The organism is Streptomyces sp. AC550_RSS872, from assembly GCF_019049285.1.
Taxonomy (GTDB): Bacteria; Actinomycetota; Actinomycetes; order Streptomycetales; family Streptomycetaceae; genus Streptomyces.
Window position 1 is genome coordinate 34,289 of sequence record NZ_JAGMUL010000011.1, and the last position, 22,222, is coordinate 56,510.

The 22,222-nt window shown below is 71.6% G+C and carries 17 protein-coding genes and 1 pseudogene; 13 read left to right on the top strand and 5 right to left on the bottom strand.

The window, feature by feature from the left end:
* Positions 1–27: 27 nt before the first annotated feature.
* Complete coding sequence (locus KUM44_RS04175) at positions 28–2,007, top strand: TIGR03960 family B12-binding radical SAM protein (RefSeq protein ID WP_217206325.1); 1,980 nt, start codon at positions 28–30, stop codon at positions 2,005–2,007.
* 281 nt (positions 2,008–2,288) lie between these two features.
* Here KUM44_RS04175 and KUM44_RS04180 read toward each other — a convergent pair whose 3' ends face one another.
* The 4 genes from KUM44_RS04180 to KUM44_RS04195 form a co-directional block, all read right to left on the bottom strand.
* Positions 2,289–2,678 (bottom strand): hypothetical protein, encoded by a 390-nt coding sequence (locus tag KUM44_RS04180; RefSeq protein ID WP_217206327.1) that lies wholly within the window; start codon positions 2,676–2,678, stop codon positions 2,289–2,291.
* Positions 2,679–2,695: 17 nt separating this feature from the next.
* On the bottom strand, positions 2,696–3,139 hold the full coding sequence (locus KUM44_RS45030; protein WP_217206329.1) for a protease inhibitor I42 family protein: 444 nt from the start codon (positions 3,137–3,139) through the stop codon (positions 2,696–2,698).
* Positions 3,140–3,156: 17 nt separating this feature from the next.
* Entirely contained in the window at positions 3,157–4,773 is a 1,617-nt protein-coding gene (locus tag KUM44_RS04190; protein WP_217206331.1) for a WXG100 family type VII secretion target, read from the bottom strand.
* Between the two features lie 64 nt (positions 4,774–4,837).
* A complete protein-coding gene (locus KUM44_RS04195) occupies positions 4,838–5,218 on the bottom strand; it encodes a type VII secretion target (RefSeq protein ID WP_217206333.1) in 381 nt (126 codons plus the stop codon).
* Between the two features lie 277 nt (positions 5,219–5,495).
* On the opposite strand from KUM44_RS04195, the gene KUM44_RS47480 reads away from it, so the two are divergent.
* The 11 genes and pseudogenes from KUM44_RS47480 to KUM44_RS04250 all read left to right on the top strand — a co-directional run bounded on the left by KUM44_RS47480 (position 5,496) and on the right by KUM44_RS04250 (position 19,778).
* On the top strand, positions 5,496–5,585 hold the full coding sequence (locus tag KUM44_RS47480; RefSeq protein WP_374202009.1) for a hypothetical protein: 90 nt from the start codon (positions 5,496–5,498) through the stop codon (positions 5,583–5,585).
* A 109-nt stretch (positions 5,586–5,694) separates the two neighbouring features.
* Positions 5,695–6,051 (top strand): universal stress protein, encoded by a 357-nt coding sequence (locus KUM44_RS47485; protein WP_374202010.1) that lies wholly within the window; start codon positions 5,695–5,697, stop codon positions 6,049–6,051.
* A gap of 22 nt (positions 6,052–6,073) precedes the next feature.
* Positions 6,074–6,199, top strand: a pseudogene (locus KUM44_RS04210) (gluconokinase); the annotation flags it as partial.
* A gap of 209 nt (positions 6,200–6,408) precedes the next feature.
* Positions 6,409–7,533 (top strand): hypothetical protein, encoded by a 1,125-nt coding sequence (locus KUM44_RS04215; RefSeq protein ID WP_217206335.1) that lies wholly within the window; start codon positions 6,409–6,411, stop codon positions 7,531–7,533.
* A 48-nt stretch (positions 7,534–7,581) separates the two neighbouring features.
* The gene (locus KUM44_RS04220; protein WP_217206337.1) at positions 7,582–8,364 is read left to right on the top strand and encodes a TIGR03936 family radical SAM-associated protein; all 783 of its coding nucleotides are present in this window, start codon (positions 7,582–7,584) and stop codon (positions 8,362–8,364) included.
* A gap of 262 nt (positions 8,365–8,626) precedes the next feature.
* On the top strand, positions 8,627–12,694 hold the full coding sequence (locus KUM44_RS04225; RefSeq protein WP_217206338.1) for a ribonuclease E/G: 4,068 nt from the start codon (positions 8,627–8,629) through the stop codon (positions 12,692–12,694).
* 419 nt (positions 12,695–13,113) lie between these two features.
* The gene (locus KUM44_RS04230; RefSeq protein ID WP_217206339.1) at positions 13,114–14,226 is read left to right on the top strand and encodes a DegT/DnrJ/EryC1/StrS aminotransferase family protein; all 1,113 of its coding nucleotides are present in this window, start codon (positions 13,114–13,116) and stop codon (positions 14,224–14,226) included.
* Positions 14,223–15,248, top strand: coding sequence for a Gfo/Idh/MocA family protein (locus tag KUM44_RS04235; protein ID WP_217206340.1), 1,026 nt, complete (start codon positions 14,223–14,225; stop codon positions 15,246–15,248). The genes KUM44_RS04230 and KUM44_RS04235 overlap by 4 nt, the downstream gene beginning before the upstream one ends.
* A complete protein-coding gene (locus KUM44_RS04240; RefSeq protein ID WP_254389020.1) occupies positions 15,238–16,821 on the top strand; it encodes a glycosyltransferase family 4 protein in 1,584 nt (527 codons plus the stop codon). The genes KUM44_RS04235 and KUM44_RS04240 overlap by 11 nt, the downstream gene beginning before the upstream one ends.
* A complete protein-coding gene (locus KUM44_RS04245) occupies positions 16,818–18,482 on the top strand; it encodes a glycosyltransferase family 2 protein (protein WP_217206341.1) in 1,665 nt (554 codons plus the stop codon). The genes KUM44_RS04240 and KUM44_RS04245 overlap by 4 nt, the downstream gene beginning before the upstream one ends.
* A gap of 12 nt (positions 18,483–18,494) precedes the next feature.
* Complete coding sequence (locus KUM44_RS04250; RefSeq protein WP_217206342.1) at positions 18,495–19,778, top strand: nucleotide sugar dehydrogenase; 1,284 nt, start codon at positions 18,495–18,497, stop codon at positions 19,776–19,778.
* 97 nt (positions 19,779–19,875) lie between these two features.
* On the opposite strand, the gene KUM44_RS04255 is transcribed toward KUM44_RS04250, so the two are convergent.
* Positions 19,876–20,478 (bottom strand): acyltransferase, encoded by a 603-nt coding sequence (locus KUM44_RS04255; protein ID WP_217206343.1) that lies wholly within the window; start codon positions 20,476–20,478, stop codon positions 19,876–19,878.
* Between the two features lie 271 nt (positions 20,479–20,749).
* Here KUM44_RS04255 and KUM44_RS04260 point away from each other — a divergent pair, with 271 nt between their 5' ends.
* Complete coding sequence (locus KUM44_RS04260; protein ID WP_217206344.1) at positions 20,750–22,222, top strand: VCBS repeat-containing protein; 1,473 nt, start codon at positions 20,750–20,752, stop codon at positions 22,220–22,222.

The following is a 22,222-nucleotide window of genomic DNA, read 5'->3' on the forward strand; positions in this document are numbered from 1 at the left end:
CAGTCCCAGCTCACGAAGGTTCGCGAGATGTCTGCCGAAGTCGCTGCGGCCGCCGAGTCTGTGTTCCCGCAGCTCGAAGCTCTGCTCCCGCATGTGCAGAAGCCGATCCAGTACGTCGGCGGAGAGCTCAACTCCACGGTCAAGCCGTGGGAGTCCTGTGACGTCCGCTGGGCGCTCATGTACCCCGACGCGTACGAGGTCGGGCTGCCCAACCAGGGCGTCATGATCCTCTACGAGGTCCTGAACGAGCAGGAGGGCGTCCTCGCCGAGCGCACGTACAGCGTGTGGCCGGACCTGGAGGCGCTGATGCGGGAGCACCGCGTCCCGCAGTTCACGGTGGACAGCCACCGGCCGGTGAAGGCGTTCGACGTGTTCGGCCTGTCCTTCTCCACCGAGCTCGGCTACACCAACATGCTCACGGCCCTGGACCTGGCCGGGATCCCGCTGGAGTCCAAGGACCGGACCCTCGACGACCCGATCGTCCTGGCCGGCGGCCACGCGGCCTTCAACCCCGAGCCGATCGCGGACTTCATCGACGCCGCGATCATCGGCGACGGCGAGCAGGCCGTGCTGGACATGACGAAGATCATCCGCGAGTGGAAGGCGGAGGGCCGGCCGGGCGGCCGCGAGGAGGTCCTCTTCCGCCTCGCGAAGACGGGCTCGGTGTACATCCCGGCCTTCTACGACGTCGAGTACCTCGCGGACGGCCGTATCGCCCGTGTCGTACCGAACAAGAGCGGTGTCCCGTGGCGCGTGTCCAAGCACACCGTCATGGACCTGGACGAGTGGCCGTACCCCAAGCAGCCCCTGGTCCCGCTCGCCGAGACGGTCCATGAGCGGATGTCGGTCGAGATCTTCCGCGGCTGCACCCGCGGCTGCCGTTTCTGCCAGGCGGGCATGATCACCCGCCCGGTGCGCGAGCGCTCGATCACCGGCATCGGCGAGATGGTCGAGAAGGGCCTGAAGGCGACGGGCTTCGAGGAGGTCGGCCTGCTGTCGCTGTCGAGCGCCGACCACAGCGAGATCGGCGACATCGCGAAGGGCCTGGCGGACCGCTACGAGGAGGACAAGATCGGTCTGTCCCTCCCGTCGACCCGCGTGGACGCCTTCAACGTCGACCTGGCGAACGAGCTGACCCGCAACGGCCGCCGTTCCGGTCTGACCTTCGCCCCCGAGGGCGGCAGCGAGCGCATGCGCAAGGTCATCAACAAGATGGTGAGCGAAGAGGACCTGATCAGGACCGTCGCAACCGCCTACGGCAACGGCTGGCGCCAGGTGAAGCTGTACTTCATGTGCGGCCTGCCCACGGAGACCGACGACGACGTCCTCCAGATCGCCGACATGGCGATGAACGTGATCGCGAAGGGCCGCGAGGTGTCGAGGTCCAACGACATCCGCTGCACGGTCTCGATCGGCGGCTTCGTCCCCAAGCCCCACACCCCGTTCCAGTGGGCCCCGCAGCTCTCCGCCGAGGAGACGGACGCCCGCCTGGAGAAGCTCCGGGACAAGATCCGCGGCGACAAGAAGTACGGCCGCTCGATCGGCTTCCGCTACCACGACGGCAAGCCCGGCATCGTCGAGGGCCTCCTCTCCCGCGGCGACCGCCGCATCGGCGCCGTCATCCGCGCGGTCTACGAGGACGGCGGCCGCTTCGACGGCTGGCGCGAGCACTTCTCCTACGACCGCTGGATGAGCTGCGCCGACAAGGCGCTGGCCCCCTTCGGCGTCGACGTCGACTGGTACACCACGCGCGAGCGGACCTACGAGGAGGTCCTCCCCTGGGACCACCTGGACTCCGGCCTCGACAAGGACTGGCTCTGGGAGGACTGGCAGGACGCCCTCGACGAGACCGAGGTCGAGGACTGCCGGTGGACGCCGTGCTTCGACTGCGGTGTCTGCCCGCAGATGGATACGGCCATCCAGATCGGGCCGACCGGGAAGAAGCTGCTGCCTCTGACGGTCAAGAACGGCGGTCCGACGCCGGCTTCGGGTGGTCACTCGCACTGAAGGGGGCGGAGCACTCGATCGGGTCCCGACGGGTGCTCCGCGTCTGCGTCCGCGTCCGCCAGTGCCGACGGTCTCGTCCCGACGGTCTCGTCCCGTACGCCTTTGCCCGAGGTTTCTGGCGGCGCTCCGTGTCGGTGACGTCTGCCACGGGACGGTCGCCGGCGGCGTTTCGCCGACGTCGCCGCGGGGTGGCGGCCGCCCCGTCGGGTGCAGGGGCGACAGTCGGGTCGCGTCCGACAACCGATGTGGACGCAGTCGCCACGGGGCCGCAGGGGCTGAGCTCAGCGGGCAGCGCGCTCCCGGGTGGTGCGGCGCAGCCCGATGAGTTCCGCGACCGCCTCCAGCCAGCGGGCCACGACCTCGTCGCCCTCCACGGGCCGGGCCACCGGCGCGGCCGCCTCCAGCCAGCCGCGCATCAGGTCCGAGGCCGCCGACTCGGGCAGCAGCTCCGGCAGCCGGGCGGTGTAGCCGGTGCCACCGCTGCGGACGGTCCTGCCGAGGAACGCCACCGAGCGAGGCTGGACCCCGAGGCGGTCGAGCGTGACCGCGGCGCCCACGGCTCCGTCGCCGAACAGGGCGCTGCGACGCGGGCCCGGGGCACCGATGCCGTAGCGCAGGAGCATGGCGACGTCGGCCTGCACTGACTCTTCGTCGGTCTTGCCGGGGTTCATCGGTACCTCCGTTCCGGTCATCGCACGGTGACCGTGTAGATGAAGTACGCCGGGTCGTTGCCGGGGCTGCCCGTCGCGGTGCGGTCGTCGCCGTCGGGGCAGACGCCCAGGACGCAGTAGCTCATTTTGATCTTCGTGGTGCCCGCGGCGACGGCCTGGAAGGTGAAGGTCTGCGTACCGTCACCGCCCCCGTCGAGACCGCTGTCGCCCGCGAAGTCCTCCTCCCGGTCGCCCTCCTGGCGCACCGTGGCAAGGTCGGGACCGGGGTCTGCGATGCTCCAGTCCTGGCCCATCGAGGGGTTGGCCGGGAGCGTCAGCTCGAACGTGTCGCCCGCGTCCACCTCGATGGACCGTTCGTCGGCCTCGAACGTCTCGGGGCCGAAGAGGCCGCACCCGGACAGCATCACGGCCGTCAGCGGCAGGGCCAGGGCGGCGGCGGACAGGCGGTGGCGGGACTTCACGGGGATCGGCCTTCCGTTCACTGGGCGGGCAGGTGGACGCCGTAGGCGTCGGGCAGGTCCTTGTCGGAGGCCTTGCCCATGTTGCCGTTGACGAAGTCGTCCTCGCTGACCCACGTGGTCGTCCCCCAGGGGTTGTAGACCTGAAGCATGTCGCCCTCCTGGCCGATGATCATCATGGAGTGGCCGACCCGGTCGCCGTTCTCGTCCTTGCCCTCGACGCCGATCGGGACGGGTCTGCCCTCGGCGACGGCCAGCTGGATGTCGGGGAGCGCGTCCCTGCGGTCGTCCGCGCTCCGGATCTCCTGGAACTCGTACTCGCCGCCCGTGTGCGGGCTGATCTCCTTGTTGGAGATCTCGGTCTTGCCCTCGTTGTCCATGCCGTCGGGTGTCGTGCCGAAGGGGAAGTCGTACTCGTCGTTGCCGTCGCCCTCGTCGTGCATCCGCAGCTGCTCGTCGCGCAGCCGCTCCCGGAAGGCGTCAGGGTCGTCCTCCTGCCCGGACGGGCCGCCGGTGAGTTCGAGGGCGTACACCGGATCGACCATGGCGCGCCCGGTGACGACGGTCGAGGGCACGCAGGTGTTGCCTTCCTGCGACCACCTCTCGCCGTTGAACGTCTGCTGGTCCGTGTTGTGGTTGGAACCCTTGTTGGGGCCGCTGGTGTTGATCCCCTCGTCCTTCATGCTGTCCCCGGCGGTGGTGACCGGCGTCAAGTGCCGCCGCAGCCAGTCCGGGTCCTTGCCGTGGATCTTGTCGCGGAACTCGCCGACCTCCTTGACGTCGTACCCGGCGGCCAGTGCCTTCACCAGGTACGCCCGTTCCTGCGGGGTCTTCGCCTCGGCGAGCATCCGCTCGAACTCGGCCTCCTCGCGGGCGTCGAGGCGCTCCATCGCGCGGCCCGAGCGCTCCAGGTCGTTCGCGGTCAGCAGCTCGTTCATCTCCGCCGGGCCGCCGGGGCCCGCGATGTCGGCGAGCACGAGGCGGTCGGCGGCGGAGATGTTGTCGGTCTTCATCTGGCCCGCCCGGGCCTCGGACGCCAGCTTGTTGAGGTCGCGCGCAGCGGCCCGCGCCGCGTCGTCGGCCACCTCCGCGGCGGTGTGCATCGTCTTGGCCCCCGCGGCCGCGATGCTGCGCGCCCGCAGCCGTTCCGCCTCCTCGGCGTCCTTCTCCACCATGTCGTCGAAGAAGCCGTCCTCACCGCCGAGCATGCCGAGCGCCTCGCGCAACTGCTCGCGGCCGCCCGCGTCCTGGGACTTGGCGTTGGTCAGCGCGTCGGCCAGGCGGAACAGGGCGCCGGCCGCCCCGCTGAACGCCTGCTCCATCTGCTCGGCGGAGCGCGCCGCCGCCATCACCACCTCGGACGCCCGCGCGCCGGTACTGCCCACCCAGGCGTCGGGCAGGCCCTCGCTTGCGACCTTCTGCACCCGCCGGCGCACGTCGGCGACGTCGTCGATCTGTTTGCGGTAGGTCTTGGCGAGACCCTCGATGACCCCGGGGTCACCTACCGGCGCCGAGACGGCCAGGGCGTTGTTGATGGCCCCGATGAGATCGTTCTTGCTGGCGGCCGAGGAGATGGAGTCGTGGTACTCGGCGAGCTTCTGGCGCCGGTCGGTGGTGGATTCGCCTGCGTCGGACATGACGGGTGCGGCCTTCTGTCGTGGTGAGGGCAGGAGTGCGGACTCGCAGGTGGACGTAGGACGCTCAGCCGAAGTCGGACAGGCCGCGCGGCGGAGTGCCGGGCGCGGGCATGGTCGTCACGCTCTCGCCGCCCGCCGCGCTCATGCCCCGGATGGAGGCGTGCTCGGCGCCCTGGTAGTTCGCCTTGGACACCCGCACCTTGTCGGCCAGCTCGTGCAGGGCACTCTCCAGGACCTTGGCCTCGGCCTGCCAGTCACCGGCGAAGTTGTTGTACGCGGGGCCCGCGTCGGAGCCGCCGAGGACGTCCGAGGGGTAGCAGGTGGTGTCCTTGACCGCCCCGGCGATGGCACCGACGTCGTCACCCGCCGTGTCGAGCGTCTGCGCCTCGCTGTTCATCGCGCTCGTCTGGACTTGATAGCCCCCGGCGTGCCCTTGCACGGTCATGTCCGGCCCCCGTTTTCTGATCTTGAGGGCGCAATGTAGCAGGGGCCGGTGTCATGAACACTGCGATGACTCGCGATCGCAGGTTGCCGGGCGCCGGCACCTTCGACTCATGCCCGCGAACGCCGTCGTCGTACCCGGCCTGGGCGCAGCTCGGCTCGCTCCCGGTCGCGAGCGGCGTACCCCGACCCGACGACGGGACATGGCCTGGACCTCCTCGGAGCCGGCGAGGAGGAACCATGGCTGACCAGCGTGACGGGGGGACCGCATCGTGGTCGGGATGGACGGTTCGGACTCGTCGAAGAAGGCCCTTCGGCGGGCGGTGCGGCAGGCGGAGCTCACGCGGGGTGAGGTGAGGTGCCGACGGTGACCGCCTGGGGCATGCCGCAGTTTCACGGCGCGCTCGGCTGGCTGTCCCCGTCGAGCAGCGACGAAGGGACGCTGGAAGGCCGGGCACGCACTACGGCACGCCCGCCGGCGTGCTGCTCCGTATGGCGCGGGACGCGTCCCTGCTCGTGGTCGGCAGCCGGGGGCTCGGAGGGCTCGCCGGGCTGCTGCTGGGGTCCGTCGCCCAGCACTGTGCGCAGCACGCGGCCTGTCCGGTCTGGGAGGTGCGCAGCGAGGTCCGGGCGTTCACGTACTCGGCCGGGCTGTGCCAGGTGGCGCTGGACCGGGCCGTGCGGATGGGGGAGCGGCTGGCCCTGCCCGGGCGGGTCGCCCAGTGGCGGGCCTCGGCCGACGAACTGCGCCGGCTCATCCTGGAGCAGTCCTGGGACGAGCGGGCGCGGACCCCGGACCTGTTGCACGAGCCGACGGCCCCGCCGGACGACGTCTGACGACTCCCCCGATGCGGCCCGCCTGCTCGCGGAGAGGCTGGGCATCCCCTTCGCGGAGGCAGACGACCTGCACCCGCCGGCCAACATCGCCAAGATGTCGGCCGGCATCCCGCTCGACGACGCGGACCGGCAACCCTGGCTGGAGTCCCATCTCTTCGCCGCCCTCGGCCGGCCCGTCCTGGACGGCCTCGGCGTGGTCGGCGGCGGCGCACACGTCCGCCACGAGGACGTCCTGCTGGACCGCGTCCCCGCACGGACGGCACGGCTGGCGGGGCTGCTCACGGCGTACGCGCAGTAGTTGCCGGATCGTGTCCCTGACCCGCATCCGACCGGCCCGCTCCCGGCGTCTACGACGGTATGGATCTCGAAAAGCCACCACCGCCGCACCGCCCGGCACCCCAGGAACCCCAGGGGTGCCTGGTGGCCGCGATCCGCGTTCCGGTCCGGATCGTGGTGCTCGTGCTGGTCGTGCCGGTACGGATGGCGTGGGACGCGCTCGTCGTCGCCGGACGCTTCCTGAACGACACCGTGCTCCGGCCCGTGGGGCGGGCGCTGCTGTGGCTCGGGCGGGCGCTGTTCGTGTGGCCGTTCGTGGCGCTGTGGCGGTACGTCGTCGTGCCGGTGGCGCAGGGGCTCGCCTGGCTGGGGAACGTCCTTCTCGTCGTGCCCCTCGTATGGCTGTACCGGTACGTCCTGACTCCCGTCGGGCACGCGTGCGCGTGGCTCGCGCGAGGGATCGGGGCCGGCCTGGGGTGGCTCTACGCGCGCGTGCTCACTCCGATCGGGCACGCGGTGATGTGGGTCCTGCGAGGATGCGGGGCCGTACTAGCCGCGATCGGGCTCGGCATCTTTGCCGCGGTGGCCTGGCTGGCGCGGTATCTCCTCGTCGTCCCCGCCCGGTGGGTGTACGCGTGGATCCTCACGCCGGTCGGGCAGGCCGTCGCCTGGTGCGCGAGGGGCCTCGTGTGGCTCCTGAGCACGGTCGTCACCGGTATCGGGCTCGCCCTGTACTGGATCGCGCGCGTGCTGTTCGTGCTGCCCGCGCTGGGCCTGTACCGCTGGGTCCTCACACCCGTCGGCCATGTGCTCGCCGTCGTCGGCAGGGAGATCCGGGACGCGCTCGGGCACGCCTGGCGGGTCGCCGGGCGGATCTCGCTCGCCGTCGGACGGTTCCTCGCGAGCCTCTTCCGGTGGACCTTCGTGGAGCCGGTGCGCTGGGTGTACCGGACGGTGCTCACACCGGTCGGGCACGTCGTCCGGGACGCGGTGCTGCGGCCCGTCGCCGAGGCCGCGCGCAGTGTGGGACGCGCCACCCGGCAGGCCCTCACCGCCGCCCGCGAGTCCGTACGGCAGGCGCGGGCCGACTTCCGGCGGATGCTCTTCGGCGAGCCGAAGCAGCCGGAAGCAGTCGCCCGGCGGGAACCTCGCGGCCGCGAGACACGTACTCTTGGTAGCAGTACGACCGCTCTCACGAAGGACTGAACGACACTGGGCAAGCGACAGCCCGTAGGCCCGCCGCCCGCACCAGCGGTGCAGCGCATCCGACTGCGCTACACCAAGCGCGGCCGCCTCCGGTTCACCAGCCACCGTGACTTCCAGCGCGCCTTCGAGCGTGCGCTGCGCCGCGCCGAGGTGCCGATGGCGTACTCGGCGGGGTTCACGCCGCATCCGAAGGTGTCGTACGCCAATGCCGCACCCACCGGCACGGGCAGTGAGGCGGAGTACCTGGAGATCGCGCTCACCGAGGCGCGCGATCCGGAGCAGCTGAGACTGCTCCTCGACGAGTCGATGCCCACCGGGCTGGATATCGTCGAGTCGGTCGAGGCCCGCACCTCCGGGCTCGCCGACCGGCTCACGGCGTCCGTCTGGGAGCTACGGCTCGACGGCGTGGACCCGGCCGAGGCCGACCGCGCGGTCGCCGCCTTCAACGCCGCGGAGACCGTCGAGGTCCAGCGCATGACCAAGAACGGCGTACGCACCTTCGACGCCCGTCCGGCGGTCGTCCACCTGGAAAGCACCAACGGAACAGAAACGCACAGTTCGCCTGCTGATAGGCCGACCGACCAGCCCTGTGCGATACTGCGGCTGGTTGTTCGGCACGTGACGCCTGCCGTACGACCCGACGACGTCCTGTCCGGTCTCCGCGCCGTGGCCGACCTGGCGCCGCCGGTCCCCGCAGCGGTGACCAGGCTGGCGCAGGGGCTGTTCGATGAAGAGACCGGCACGGTGACCGACCCGCTCGCGCCCGACCGCGAGGCAGCGACGGCCCCAACCAAGGCCGAGAACGCTGCCGCCGCGACGGCGTCGGCGTAAGGAAGGTCCCGCGTAGGGACGGACGTCGAAGCGCCGCCCTCGTACTCGGGAGCCACCTGGGTCGGGCAGCGCACCGACCAGAAGACTTTCGCCAGGCCGTACGCATTCGGCGTACGGAACCGGCGAGACAGGACACAGAGAGCTCCCGTGCGGCGCCCGCGCCCCGGACGGCGGCAGTCGCGCAACGCGCGAGCCGCGGACGTCACCGGCATATCGCCGGACCAGGCGCGGCGCCCGGGAGCCTGACGGGAGAAACGCCCGCATGCTCGAACCGACCGAACCCAATGAGGGTTCCGAACTGAACACTCCCAGCGACACCCTGCCGCCGCGTCGTCGGCGCCGTGCCGCCTCCCGCCCGGCGGGCCCGCCGTCGGCTGCCGCCGAGACCCACCCCGCAGAGGTGGTCGAGCCGGCCATACCGGTCGCCGAGACCGCCGATGTGGCGGCACTGAGCGACGAGGCCGAAACGGCTGAGAAGCCTGATGAGAGCGTCGAGGCCGAGGTGACTCCTGAGGCCGCGGAGACCGAGGAGCGCGCAGAGACCGAAGCGGCGGAAGAGGCGGCGGAGGCCCCACCTGCCCCCCGTTCGCGTCGTCGTGCGGTGCGCCGCGCGTCCGCGCCCGCCGGGGCTCCGGCCGCCGCCGAGGCCGCCGAGACCGTGGTGCCCGTGACTGCCACCGCGCCGGTCGCCGAGGAGGCCCCAGCCGCTGCCGAGAGCACCGAGGTGACCGAGGAGGCGGCGCCGCCCCGTACGCGTCGTCGTGCGGTGCGCCGCGCGTCCGCCCCTGCCGGCGCCCCCGCCGCGGCCGAGGCTGCCGAGAGCACCGCCCCCGCCGAGGTGCCCGCCACCGCTGAGGCTGCCGCCCCTGCGGAGGCGGAGGAGACCGTCGAGGAGGCGGCCCCCCGTCGTACGCGTCGCCGTGCCACGCGTCGGGTGTCCGCACCCGAGGCCGCTCCGGCCGACGAGAGCGCCGAGGCGCCGGTGAGCGCCGAAGCCCCCGCCGAGGCGGAGGAGGCCGCCGAGGCTGCCGAGGAGGCCGCCCCGCGTCGTACGCGTCGCCGTGCCACCCGCCGTGTCGCCGCGCCCGCCGAGGCCGCTGCCGACCAGGCTCCCGCCGAGACGCCGGTGACGGCGGAGACGCCCGTGACCCCCGGCATCGAGACCGAGACCGCCGCCGTCGCCGGTGTCGCCGCGCCCGCCGAGGAGCCCGCGGCCGAGGCCGACGAGGAGGCCGGCCCCCGCCGTCGCCGTCGGGTCGTCCGACGGGCCGCCGCCGGATTCGCCGCCCCCGCTCAGGCCCCGGCCTCCGAGGCCCCCGAGGCTCCGCGCCCGGCACGCCCCGCCGTGGCCGTGTTCCAGGCGCCCGTGTTCACCGAGCCGCAGTTCCAGACGCCCCAGCGGGCCGCCGCAGAGGCTGCCGCCGAGGCGGAGACCGAGGACGTGGCGGAGGCTCCTGCGGAGGAGCAGCCCGCGGCGGCGCGGCGTCGTCGTCGGCGCCGTGGCGCCGGGTACGGCGAGGAGACCGAGGCCCAGGCCGTCGAGACCGCAGTCGAGGACGAGACCGAGGAAGCCGAGGAAGCCGAAGAGGCCGCCGAGGACGTCGTCGAGGGCGAGGACTCCGACGAGACCGAGGAGACCGGGTCGCGTCGGCGTCGTCGCCGTGGCGGCCGTCGCCGGCGTCGCGGTGACGCCGCGGACGCCGAGTCCGAGGGCGCTGACACCGAGGACGAGGCCGCGGCCGAGCAGGCCGCGCAGGACGCCGAGGACACCGCCGAGCAGGAGGAAGAGGACGCCGAGGACGCCCGCGAGGAGGGCGGCGGCTCCAGCTCCAGCAGCCGTCGCCGCCGTCGCCGTCGGCGTCGCGCCGGTGACTCCGCCGTCGACAGCGAGCCCGGTGACGGCGACCCCGAGCGCACCGTCGTCAAGGTCCGCGAGCCCCGCCCGAAGGCGGAGCCGTCCGACGAGGTGCAGTCCATCAAGGGCTCCACGCGTCTGGAGGCCAAGAAGCAGCGCCGCCGCGAAGGCCGTGAACAGGGCCGCCGCCGCGTGCCGATCATCACCGAGGCCGAGTTCCTGGCCCGCCGTGAGGCCGTCGAGCGCGTGATGGTCGTCCGGCAGAGCGGCGAGCGCACGCAGATCGGCGTCCTCGAGGACAACGTGCTCGTCGAGCACTACGTCAACAAGGAGCAGGCGACCTCGTACGTCGGCAACGTCTACCTGGGCAAGGTCCAGAACGTGCTGCCGTCGATGGAAGCGGCCTTCATCGACATCGGCAAGGGACGCAACGCCGTCCTGTACGCCGGTGAGGTCAACTTCGAGGCGCTCGGCATGGCCAACGGCCCGCGGCGCATCGAGTCCGCCCTCAAGTCCGGCCAGTCCGTGCTCGTCCAGGTGACGAAGGACCCGATCGGTCACAAGGGCGCCCGTCTGACCAGCCAGGTCTCCCTGCCGGGCCGCTACCTCGTGTACGTCCCCGAGGGCTCGATGACCGGCATCAGCCGCAAGCTGCCCGACACCGAGCGCGCGCGTCTGAAGACCATCCTCAAGAAGATCGTCCCCGAGGACGCGGGCGTCATCGTGCGCACCGCCGCCGAGGGCGCGAGCGAGGACGAGCTGCGCCGTGACGTCGAGCGGCTCCAGGCACAGTGGGAAGAGATCCAGAAGAAGGCCAAGAACGGCAACGCTCCGACGCTGCTGTACGGCGAGCCGGACATGACCGTCCGGGTCGTCCGGGACATCTTCAACGAGGACTTCTCCAAGGTCGTCGTCAGCGGTGACGACGCCTGGGAGACAGTCCACGGGTACGTCTCGCACGTGGCGCCGGACCTGGCCGAGCGGCTGTCGAAGTGGACCAGCGAGGTCGACGTCTTCGCCACGTACCGGATCGACGAGCAGCTCGCCAAGGCGCTGGACCGCAAGGTCTGGCTGCCCAGCGGCGGTTCGCTGGTGATCGACCGGACCGAGGCGATGGTCGTGGTCGACGTCAACACCGGCAAGTTCACCGGACAGGGCGGCAACCTCGAGGAGACCGTCACCAGGAACAACCTGGAGGCGGCCGAGGAGATCGTCCGCCAGCTGCGGCTGCGCGACCTCGGCGGCATCATCGTCATCGACTTCATCGACATGGTGCTGGAGTCCAACCGGGACCTGGTGCTGCGGCGTCTGCTGGAGTGCCTGGGCCGGGACCGTACGAAGCACCAGGTCGCCGAGGTCACCTCGCTGGGCCTGGTCCAGATGACCCGTAAGCGGGTCGGCCAGGGCCTGCTGGAGTCCTTCTCCGAGACCTGCGTCCACTGCAACGGCCGCGGTGTCATCGTGCACATGGAGCAGCCGACGGCCGTCGGTGGCGGCGGCAAGCGCAAGAAGCGCGCGCGGGCCGGTGCCGGTCCCGAGCACGTCCACGAGGCCGCCGTCGCCGTCGAGCCGGTCGAGACGGCCGAGGAGGAGGCGGAGACCGAGGCCGAGGTCGCGGCCGAGGCCGCCGAGCCCGCCGCGCTCCCGGAGCCCGCCTTCGCGCCGGACGAGGAGCTGTACAGCAGCGTCGCCGAGGCGGAGGCCGCGGCCGGCCGCGGTGGCCGTTCGCGCCGCCGTGGCGGTCGGCGGGCATCGGCCCCGGCGGGTGCGCCCAGGAAGCCCGAGGCCGTTCCCACGGCCCAGGACGTGACCGTCGCCGACGAGGTCGCGCGTCCGGTGCAGCCGGAGTCGGCCGCCGAGGCGAAGGCCGAGCCGGTGGCCGTGGAGGACGCGGTCGTCGAGGCCGTGGCCACCGAGGCCCCGGCCGTCGAGGAGGCCGCGCCCAAGGGGCGTACGCGGCGTCGCGCCACCCGTAAGGTGTCCGCGCCCGCAGGGTCGCCCGCGGGGGCCGAGGCCACCGTGGTGACCGTCGCCGAGACCGCGGCACCGGCGCCCGAGCCGGTGGCGCAGGCCCCGGCCGAGGCCCCGGCGGAGCAGGCCGGGGCGCCTGCGGCCGAAGCGGTCGCCGAGAGTGCCGCTCCGGCCCGCCCGCGGCGCCGCGCCGTGCGCAAGGCCACCGCGCCGACCGCCTCCGAGGACACGGCCGTCGTGGTCGTCCCGGCCGCGGAGACCGAGGTCACCGCTGGGGCCCCGGCCGCCGAGGAGGCCGTCGAGCAGACGGCTCCGGCCAAGAAGACGGCCCGTAAGACGGCCAAGAAGGCGACGGCGAAGAAGGCCGCGACCAAGAAGACCGCGGCCAAGAAGACGGTCGCGAAGAAGGCGACGGCCAAGAAGGCGGCGAAGAAGCCGGCGGCGAAGAAGACCGCGGCGGCGGAACAGAAGGCGTCGTCCGTCTCGGCCTCGACGGAGGACTGACCGGAACGACCGACGGCCTCGGGGTCACCCAGACCCCGGGACCGATCCTCCCGACACGAGCGCGGGGCACCGGAACCACCCGGTGCCCCGCGCTTCGGCGTTCACGGCTCCCACCGTCGGTGTTCGCCTTCACGTTCTTTTCATCATCCGGTCACTGTACGTATCGCTTGTGAGCGACAGCACGCCAAATCAAGGTTTCGCTGTGATAACCGGGAGGTAATTCGTTGTTCTTGTGCTGGTAACGTGACCGCGGTCCCGGCAGCTGAGACGCTCGCCGCCGTAGACCTCCCGCAAGGCACCCCACTGGGGGGTGGGGTCCTGCGCCCAGGGATGCGGACGTGCTGCGCTCGACAAGCGTCCCTCCCGACCTGGCACGACGTGGTGCGCCCCTTGAGGTCGCCGAAGAGGAGGGGGAGTCGATGAGTGACGCCCAGGAGTTGATACCGGCTGCCAAGCCCGTCATCGACGAGCAGGAGATCGAGGCCGCGGTGCGCGTACTGCGCAGCGGCAGGGTTGTCCAGGGCCCCGAGGTGGCGGCCTTCGAAGAGGAGTTCTCGGAGCTGGTGGACGGGCGGACCTGCGTCGCTGTCAACTCCGGTACCTCCGCGCTGCATCTGATGCTGATGGCGCTGGGCCTCGGCCCGGGCGACGAGGTGATCGTCCCCTCGTTCTCGTTCGCCGCTTCCGCCAACGCCGTACGCCTCGTCGGCGCGGACGTGGTCTTCGCCGACATCGACGCCGACACCTTCTGTCTGGATCCGGCCGCCGTGGAGGCCGCGATCACCCCGCGCACCGCCGCGATCATGCCGGTGCACCTGTACGGCCACCCCGCCGCCATGGACAGGATCATGGCGATCGCCGAGAAGCACGCGCTGGCCGTCGTCGAGGACGCCTGCCAGGCGCACGCGGCCGCGCTGAACGGCACACCGGTCGGCGCGTTCGGCAACGGCGGAACCTTCAGCTTCTACCCGACCAAGAACATGCACAGCCTCGAAGGCGGCATGGTCTCCGCCGACGCCGAGACGGCCCGCGTCCTGCGGCTGCTGCGCAACCAGGGTATGGAGCAGCGCTACGCCAACGAGATCGTCGGCGCCAACGTCCGTATGACCGACGTCTCCGCCGCGATCGGCCGCGTGCAGCTGACCAAGCTGGCCGGCTGGACCGAGCGCCGGATCGCCAACGCCGCCCACCTCACCGAGCACATCACGGCGCCGAACGTGATCACGCCGAAGGCCGCCGAGGGCGTCCGGCACGTCTACCACCAGTACACGGTGCGTATCCGGGGTGACCGGGATGCCGCCATGGCCCGCCTGACCGAGGCCGGGATCGGCAACGCCGTGTACTACCCGACCCCGATCCACCGGCTGAAGCCGTACTGGGATCCGGATCAGAAGGCCGGCCGTACCTGGGACCTGCCCGAGACCGAGCGCGCGGCCGCCGAGGTCGTCTCGCTGCCGGTCCACCCTGCCCTGACCCAGCCGGACCTGGACCGCATCGTGGCCGCTGTGAACCAGCTGGGGGAAGAGCTGTGAGCGCCGGAAGACCCCTGCGGGCCGGACTGGTCGGCCTCGGTTCGATGGGGCGCCACCACGCCCGGGTCCTGGCCGGTCTGGAGGGCGTCGACTTCGTCGGCGTCGTCGACCCGATGGGCGACAAGTACGGCGCCGCGCAGGGCGCGCCGGTGCTCGACACCGTGGAGCAGCTGCTCGCACTGGGCGTCGACTACACCGTCGTCGCCTGCCCCACGGCCCTGCACGAGGAGGTCGGCCTGCGGCTCGCCGAGGCCGGGGTGTGCGCACTGGTCGAGAAGCCGGTCGCCGACACCGTCGAGGGCGCCCGTCGCCTGGTCGAGGCGTTCGAGTCGCGCGGCCTGGTGGCCGGCGTCGGCCACATCGAGCGCTGCAATCCGGCGCTGCGTTCGCTGCGCGCCCGCCTGGAGTCCGGTGAACTGGGCGACGTCTACCAGGTCGTCACGCGGCGTCAGGGCCCGTTCCCGCACCGCATTGCCGACGTCGGCGTGGTCAAGGACCTGGCCACTCACGACATCGACCTCACCGGCTGGGTGACGGGCCGCGAGTACGTGTCCATCGCCGCGCACATCGTCTCCAAGAGCGGCCGCCTGCACGAGGACATGGTCTCCGCGGTCGGCCGCCTGGACGACGGCACGATGGTCAACCACCTCGTGAACTGGCTCAGCCCCCTCAAGGAACGTTTCACCTCGGTCACCGGCGAGCGCGGCTGCTTCATCGCCGACACCCTCACCGCGGACCTCACCTTCCACTCCAACGCGGCGGTCGCCACCGAGTGGGAGGCGCTCCAGGCCTTCCGGGGCGTCGCCGAGGGCGACATGATCCGCTACGCCATCCAGAAGCGGGAACCGCTGCTCGTCGAGCACGAGCTGTTCCGGGACGCAGTCCTCGGCAAGCCGGCGGACATCTGCACCCTGCGTCAGGGGATGCGCACGGTCGAAGTGGCCGCCGCGGTCCTCGAGTCGGCGGTGTCGGGACGCAGTGTTGATCTTCGGTCGGAGGAATTGGCAACCCATGGCAGTTGAGAACCACGCGGCGGCGCGGCGGGCCACGCGCGGGCGGATCGTGATGCTCGTCGACAACGGCGTCAACGGCGACTCGCGCGTGCAGAAGGAGGCCCGCTCGGCCGCCGAGGCCGGCTGGGACGTCGTCCTGCTGGGCAAGGCCAGGGGCAAGAAGGAGGAGACCTGGCAGATCGGCGACGCCGAGGTCCGCCTGATCCGTGTGCCCGGCCCGATGGCCCGGCGGCGCCACGAGTACCGGCGCGCCGTGCTGCGCTCCCCGCTGGCCTACAAGCCCGGTCCGCTGGCCGCGTACCGGCAGCAGCGGATCAAGGCCTGGCGGGCCGATCTCAACATCCGGCTGATTCTCGCCCAGCGGGAGGGCTCGGCCCTGGCCCGGCTGCGGCTGCTGGTGCCGCGGCTGACCGCCCGGCTGATGTACTCCTGGGTGAAGCTGCGGCACCGAAAGACCCTGGCGCTGGAGAAGCGCCGCAAGACCATGGACTCGGCCCTGGACCGGTTCACCACGGCCTTCTGGCAGAAGACCATGGGCAACCGCAGCTGGCGTCGGCTCGACCCGCACCTTTGGGACTACGAGCTGGCGTACGGCAAGGTCGTCGACGAGCTCAAGCCGGACCTGATCCACGCCAACGACTTCCGCATGCTCGGCGTCGGCGCCCGCGCCACGCTGCGCGCCCGGGCCCGGGGCAGGAACGTCAAGCTCGTCTGGGACGCCCACGAGTTCCTGCCCGGCATCAAGCCGTGGAACCCGCATCCGCGCTGGCATGTCGCCCAGTGCGCGCACGAGCGCGAGTACGCGCGGCACGCCGACGCCGTCACGACGGTGTCGGAGACCCTCGCCGGGATGCTCCAGGAGCGGCACGGGCTGAAGGCGAAACCCACCGTCGTCCTCAACGCCCCCGACGCGGAGGTCTCGCCGGAGCAGGCCGCCGAACCCGTCCCGGACCTGCGGGAGCTGTGCGGCATCGGGCACGACGTCCCGCTCACCGTCTACAGCGGCGCGGCCGCACCGCAGCGCGGCCTCGACATCATGGTCGAGTCCCTGCCGTTGCTGCCCGAGGTCCACACGGCGTTCGTCGTGCTCAACACGGGGTCCGAGTACATGCGGACCCTGCGGGCGCGGGCGGAGGAACTCGGCGTCGGCGATCGGCTGCACATCCTGCCGTACGTGCCGCATTACCAGGTGGTGCGGTTCCTGTCGGCCGCGGACCTCGGGGTCATCCCGATCCACCACTGGCCGAACCACGAGATCGCGCTCATCACCAAGTTCTTCGAGTACTCCCACGCGCGGCTGCCCCTGGTGGTCAGCGACGTGAAGACGATGGGCGCCATGGTCGAGAAGACCGGTCAGGGCGAGGTGTTCCGGGCCGAGGATCTGGAGGACTATGTGCGTGCGGTGAAGTCGGTGCTCGGCGACGCCGAGCGGTACCGGGGCGTGTACGACACGCCGGGGCTCCTCGACCAGTGGACGTGGGAGGCGCAGGCCGACGTACTGGACTCCGTCTACACCGCACTGCTGCCCGGCAGCGGGTCCCGTCAGGCGGGCGACCGCACAGTGGTGGAGGCACGGGCATGACCACCCCCGACGTCAGCGTGATCGTCGCTGTCTACAACACCATGCCCTACCTGACGGAGTGCCTGAACTCCCTGATCGGGCAGAGCATCGGCCTCGGCCGGCTGGAGATCGTCGCCGTCGACGACGGGTCCACGGACGACAGCGGCCGCGAGCTCGACCGCTTCGCCGAGCGGTACCCGGACACCGTCAAGGTGATCCACCAGGCCAACTCCGGCGGGCCGGCCGCCCCCAGCAACCGGGCGCTCGACATCGCCACGGGCCGGTACGTCTACTTCATCGGCTCCGACGACTACCTCGGCGAAGAGGCGCTGGAGCGCATGGTGGCGGCCGCCGACGAGCACGGCTCGGACGTCGTCGTCGGCAAGATGGTCGGCACCAACGGCCGGTACGTGCACCAGGCGCTGTACAAGGAGAACGCGGCGGACGTCAGCCTGTACGACTCCGCCCTGCCGTGGACCCTCGCCAACACCAAGCTGTTCCGGCGGGAGTTGGTCGAGCAGCACAAGCTGCGCTTCCCCGAGCACCTGCCCGTGGGCAGCGACCAGCCGTTCACCATCGAGGCGTGCGTGCGCGCCAAGAAGATCTCGGTGGTGGCCGACTACACGTGCTACTACGCGGTCAAGCGCGGCGACGCCAGCAACATCACCTACCGGGCCGACCACCTGGCCCGGCTGCGGTGCACCGCGGAGATCATGGACTTCACCGCGGGGATCGTCGAGGAGGGCCCGCGGCGTGACGCCGTGCTGCGCCGGCACTTCACCTGGGAGCTGGCGAAGCTGGTCCAGGACGACTTCCCGGCCCTGGACCGCGAACTGCGGCGGGAGATCTGCGCGGGTATCGCCCGGCTCGCCGACACCTACTTCACCGACGGCATCCGTGACGCCATGGACGTCAAGCGCCGGGTGCGGATCTGTCTGGCGCAGGCCGGAGCGGTCGACGAGCTGTGCGAGGCGATCACCTCGGAGAAGCAGCACGGGGCGCCGCCGTTCGTCGTCGAGGGCGAGCGCGCCTACGCCCGCTATCCGGGCTTCCGCGACCCGCGCATCGGCCTGTCCGACCGCTGCTTCGAGCTCGTCGGCGAGGCGGTCCCCGGCCGGCTCGCCAAGGGCACCGAACTGCTCACCTCCGCCTGGGAGCAGGAGGGCGAAGGCATCACCTACACGGCCTCGGTCAAGGTCGGCGTCGTCGGTGACGTCGACAGTGCCGTCCTTCGGTTCGCGCAGGGCGCCATGCCCAAGTCGGCCGACAAGCCCGGCGCCAGGAAGCTGCCGGCCGGGCACGGCCTCGCCGAGCCGGTCGGCGAGTTCAGCACCGAGCCCGCCGAGGACGGCGCCGGCACGGTGCTGCACGCGCGCGTCCCGCTGGAGCGGCGGACGGCCAAGCTGGGCGTCCGCGTCTACCTGGACGTCGCGGGTGCGACGTACGAGATCCCCGTGCGCGGCAAGGGCAAGCCGATGCCGCTGGCCCGCCGCTGGGGTGCCTACGAGGACCCGTACCGGGCCTCGGCCGTGGTCAACCCCAAGGGACGCGTGGTGATCGACACCGCCCGGATGTTTCCGCCGAAGCAGTCACTGGCCCAGCGGGTGAAGGCGCGCCTCGCCCGCAGCATGCGGCCCCGACGATCCGCCGCCGCGAAGCCGAGCGGTGCCAAGAGGAAGTAGTAGCGACCGTCCATGAACATCTGTGTAGTAGCGCTCGGCAAGATCGGTCTGCCGCTGGCCGTGCAGTTCGCCTCCAAGGGCCACCGGGTCATCGGCGCGGACGTCAACGAGAAGGTCGTGGAGCTGGTCAACGCCGGCACCGAGCCATTCCCCGGTGAGCACGACCTGGACGTCAAGCTCAAGCAGGCCGTCGACGCCGGGCTGCTGACGGCGACGACGGACACCGCGGCCGCGGTCGCCGAGTCCGAGGCCGTCGTCGTGGTCGTCCCGCTGTTCGTCGACGCCGAGGGCGTGCCGGACTTCGGCTGGATGGACGCCGCGACGAAGGCGATCGCGCAGGGCCTCAAGCCCGGCACGCTGGTGTCGTACGAGACGACGCTCCCGGTCGGCACCACCCGCACCCGCTGGGCGCCGATGCTCGCCGAGGGCTCCGGCCTCACCGCCGGCGAGGACTTCCACCTGGTCTTCTCGCCCGAACGCGTCCTGACCGGCCGTGTCTTCGCCGACCTGCGCCGCTACCCGAAGCTGGTCGGCGGCATCGACGAGGCGTCGACGGCCCGCGGTGTGGAGTTCTACGAGCAGGTCCTCGACTTCGACGAGCGCACCGATCTGCCGCAGCCCAACGGTGTCTGGGACCTGGGCACCGCCGAGGCCTCGGAGCTCGCCAAGCTCGCGGAGACGACGTACCGCGATGTCAACATCGGCCTGGCGAACCAGTTCGCGCGCTTCGCCGACGCCAACGGCATCGACGTCAAGAAGGTCATCGAGGCCTGCAACTCCCAGCCGTACAGCCACATCCACCAGCCGGGCATCGCAGTCGGCGGCCACTGCATCCCGATCTACCCGCGGATGTACCTGTGGAACGACCCGGCGGCGACCGTCGTGCGCTCCGCCCGCGAGGCCAACGCCGCGATGCCGGAGTACGCCGTCGACCTGCTCGCGGCGGCGTACGGCGATCTGACCGGGGCCCACGTCCTTGTGCTGGGCGCGGCCTACCGTGGCGGCGTCAAGGAGACCGCCTTCTCCGGTGTCTTCCCGACGGTCGAGGCGCTCAAGGCGCGCGGCGCGGTGCCGTACGTCTCCGACCCGATGTACACGGCGGAGGAACTGGTGGGGCTCGGCCTCACCCCGCACACCGGCGAGAAGGTCACCGCGGCCATCCTCCAGGCCGACCACGCCGAGTACCGCGACCTGACCCCCGCCGACCTCCCGGACGTCACGGTCCTGGTCGACGGACGCCGTACGACCGACCCGGAGGCCTGGAAGGGCGTCCGGAGGGTCGTCATCGGCGGCTGACCCCGGATTGCACGTAGCCCCCACCCGACGGGGATGGGGGCTACTGGCTGCCGGACCTCAACGCACCAGGCTCAGCATCCGAATCGCCGGGCGCGGCTCAGACCGCTCGTTCCGTCAGAACGCCCTCCTTGGCGTCGTACAGGGCACCGGTCTGGGGGCACTCCCACACGCCCGGCTCACCGGCCCGCTCGACCAGCCGGACCCCGGCCCTGCCGACCCAGCCGACCTGGCGGGCGGGGACGCCCATCACCAGCGCGAAGTCCGGGACGTCCTTGGTGACGACGGCTCCGGCGGCGACCATCGCCCAGCGGCCGATGCTGATCGGCGCCACGCAGACCGAACGCGCCCCGATGGACGCCCCGTCGGCGATCTTCACCCCGACGGCATCCCAGTCGCCGCCCCGCTTCTGCCTGCCCTCGGGGTCCACGGAGCGCGGGTTGTGGTCGTTGGTCAGCACCACGGCGGGGCCGATGAAGACACCGTCACCGAGCTCGGCGGGCTCGTACACGAGGGCGTGGTTCTGCAGCTTGCAGTTGTCGCCCATGCGCACGCCCGAGCCGACGTACGCGCCGCGGCCGATGACACAGCCCTCGCCGAGGCGGGCGTTCTCACGGATCTGCGCGAGCTCCCACACGCTGCTTCCGGCGCCGATCTCGGCACTGTCGTCGACCTGGGCGCTCGGCTGGACCCTGTAGTTCACTTCTCCGCCTTCCGGTGTTCGGCTTCGCTTCGTGAGCATACGGGGCTGCGCCCGAGTGGAGAGAAGTGGAGTAATCCTGTTACCTGTGGGGCTCCTGTGACTGATGTCACCTTTATTTGGGGCATGCGTGTATTGCATGTGCATATCAGGTGAAGGAATGATCCTCAGGCCTTTAATCGCTCTTTATCTTGAGGTGTCTGTGCCAAGGGTGGGGAAAACATGGCGGCGCAGTGCGGCCGCTGTTCTAGCAGGGACGTTCCTGGCCTGGGGGGTGGGGACCGGGGGCACGCCCGCAGCGGCCGCCGTCGCCTGTCCGTCGGGCGTCGAATCCGACTTCAACGGTGACGGGACCAGGGACACGGCCGTCGCCGATCCCGAGGCGGCCGTCGACGGCGTGGCGAAGGCCGGTGCCGTGCACGTCGTCTACGGCGGCGGCAAGGGGACCACGACGCTGACGCAGGCGCTCGACGCCGTCCCGGGTGCGCCCGAGACGGGCGACCAGTACGGCTACTCGATGGCCGTCTACGACGCCGACCTCGACGGCTGTAGCGACCTGGTGGTCGGCGCGCCCTACGAGGACATCGGCGCCGCGCCGGACTCCGGTGTCGTCCACGTCATCTACGGCTCCACCAGCGGGCTGAACGCCGGGAGCAAGCCGGTCAAGGAGTTCCTCCAGGGCGCCGACAAGCCGCTCGGCGGCGGGGCGGAGACCGACGACTGGGTCGGTTACGCGGTCGCGGCCGGCAAGACCTCGACCGGCTCGCCGTTCCTGCTGATCGGCGCCCCCGGCGAGTCGATCGGCACCCTCGAGGACGCCGGTGCCTTCCACTACGTCAGCGGCACCGCGCAGAACGCCGTGATGGTCCATCAGGACACCGACGCCGCCGGCGCCGTCTCCGGCACGGCCGAGCAGGACGACCGCTTCGGCTCCTCCCTGGCCGCGACCCCGACCCACTTCGCGGTCGGCTCGCCCGGCGAGGCGCTCGGCTCCGTCACCTTCGCGGGCGGCGTGGGCTACTTCAACCACACGCTCACGTCCGGCTACCCCAAGCCGCTCGGCGGACTCGGCCAGGACCAGGACACGATCAGCGGCGCCGAGGAGGTCGGCGACCAGTTCGGCGACGCGGTCGCCATGGTGCCGTACCGGCCCTCGGGCGCCACCTCCACCACCGAGTCGCTGCTCGTGGTCGGCGTTCCGGGCGAGGACCTGTCGACCACCGTGGACGCGGGCGCTGTCCACGTGTTCCGGATCACCGCGAGCGGCTCGTTCTCGCAGACCGCCTGGATCGACCAGAACACCGTGGACGTCCACGAGGAGGCGGAGGCAGGCGACCTTTTCGGCAAGCGGCTCGCCGCCGTCAACATCTCCCCGAACATCACCTCCACCGGCACCACGACCCGGGTCGCGATCGGCGTGCCCGGCGAGGAGTGGGCCGAGGACAACCCCGACAAGGGCGGTGTCCAGATCGCCCCGCTGGTCGGTGCGCCCGGCGACTCCGACAGCTGGATCGACCCCGGCTACGGCATTCCGTCCGCCGCCGCACCGCGCATGCTCACCGGCCTCGCCCTGGGCGCCACCCCCTCGCTGCTGTACGTGGGTGTGCCCTACGGCCCGGCCGACGGGCGGGCCGTCTACGGCTTCCCGTGGAACGTGCCCGCCGGCGGTGCGCCGACACAGACCTTCAAGCCCGGTGAGGGCGGCATTCCGGCGGGCGGCGTCGCGTTCGGCGCGACGGTCCGCTGA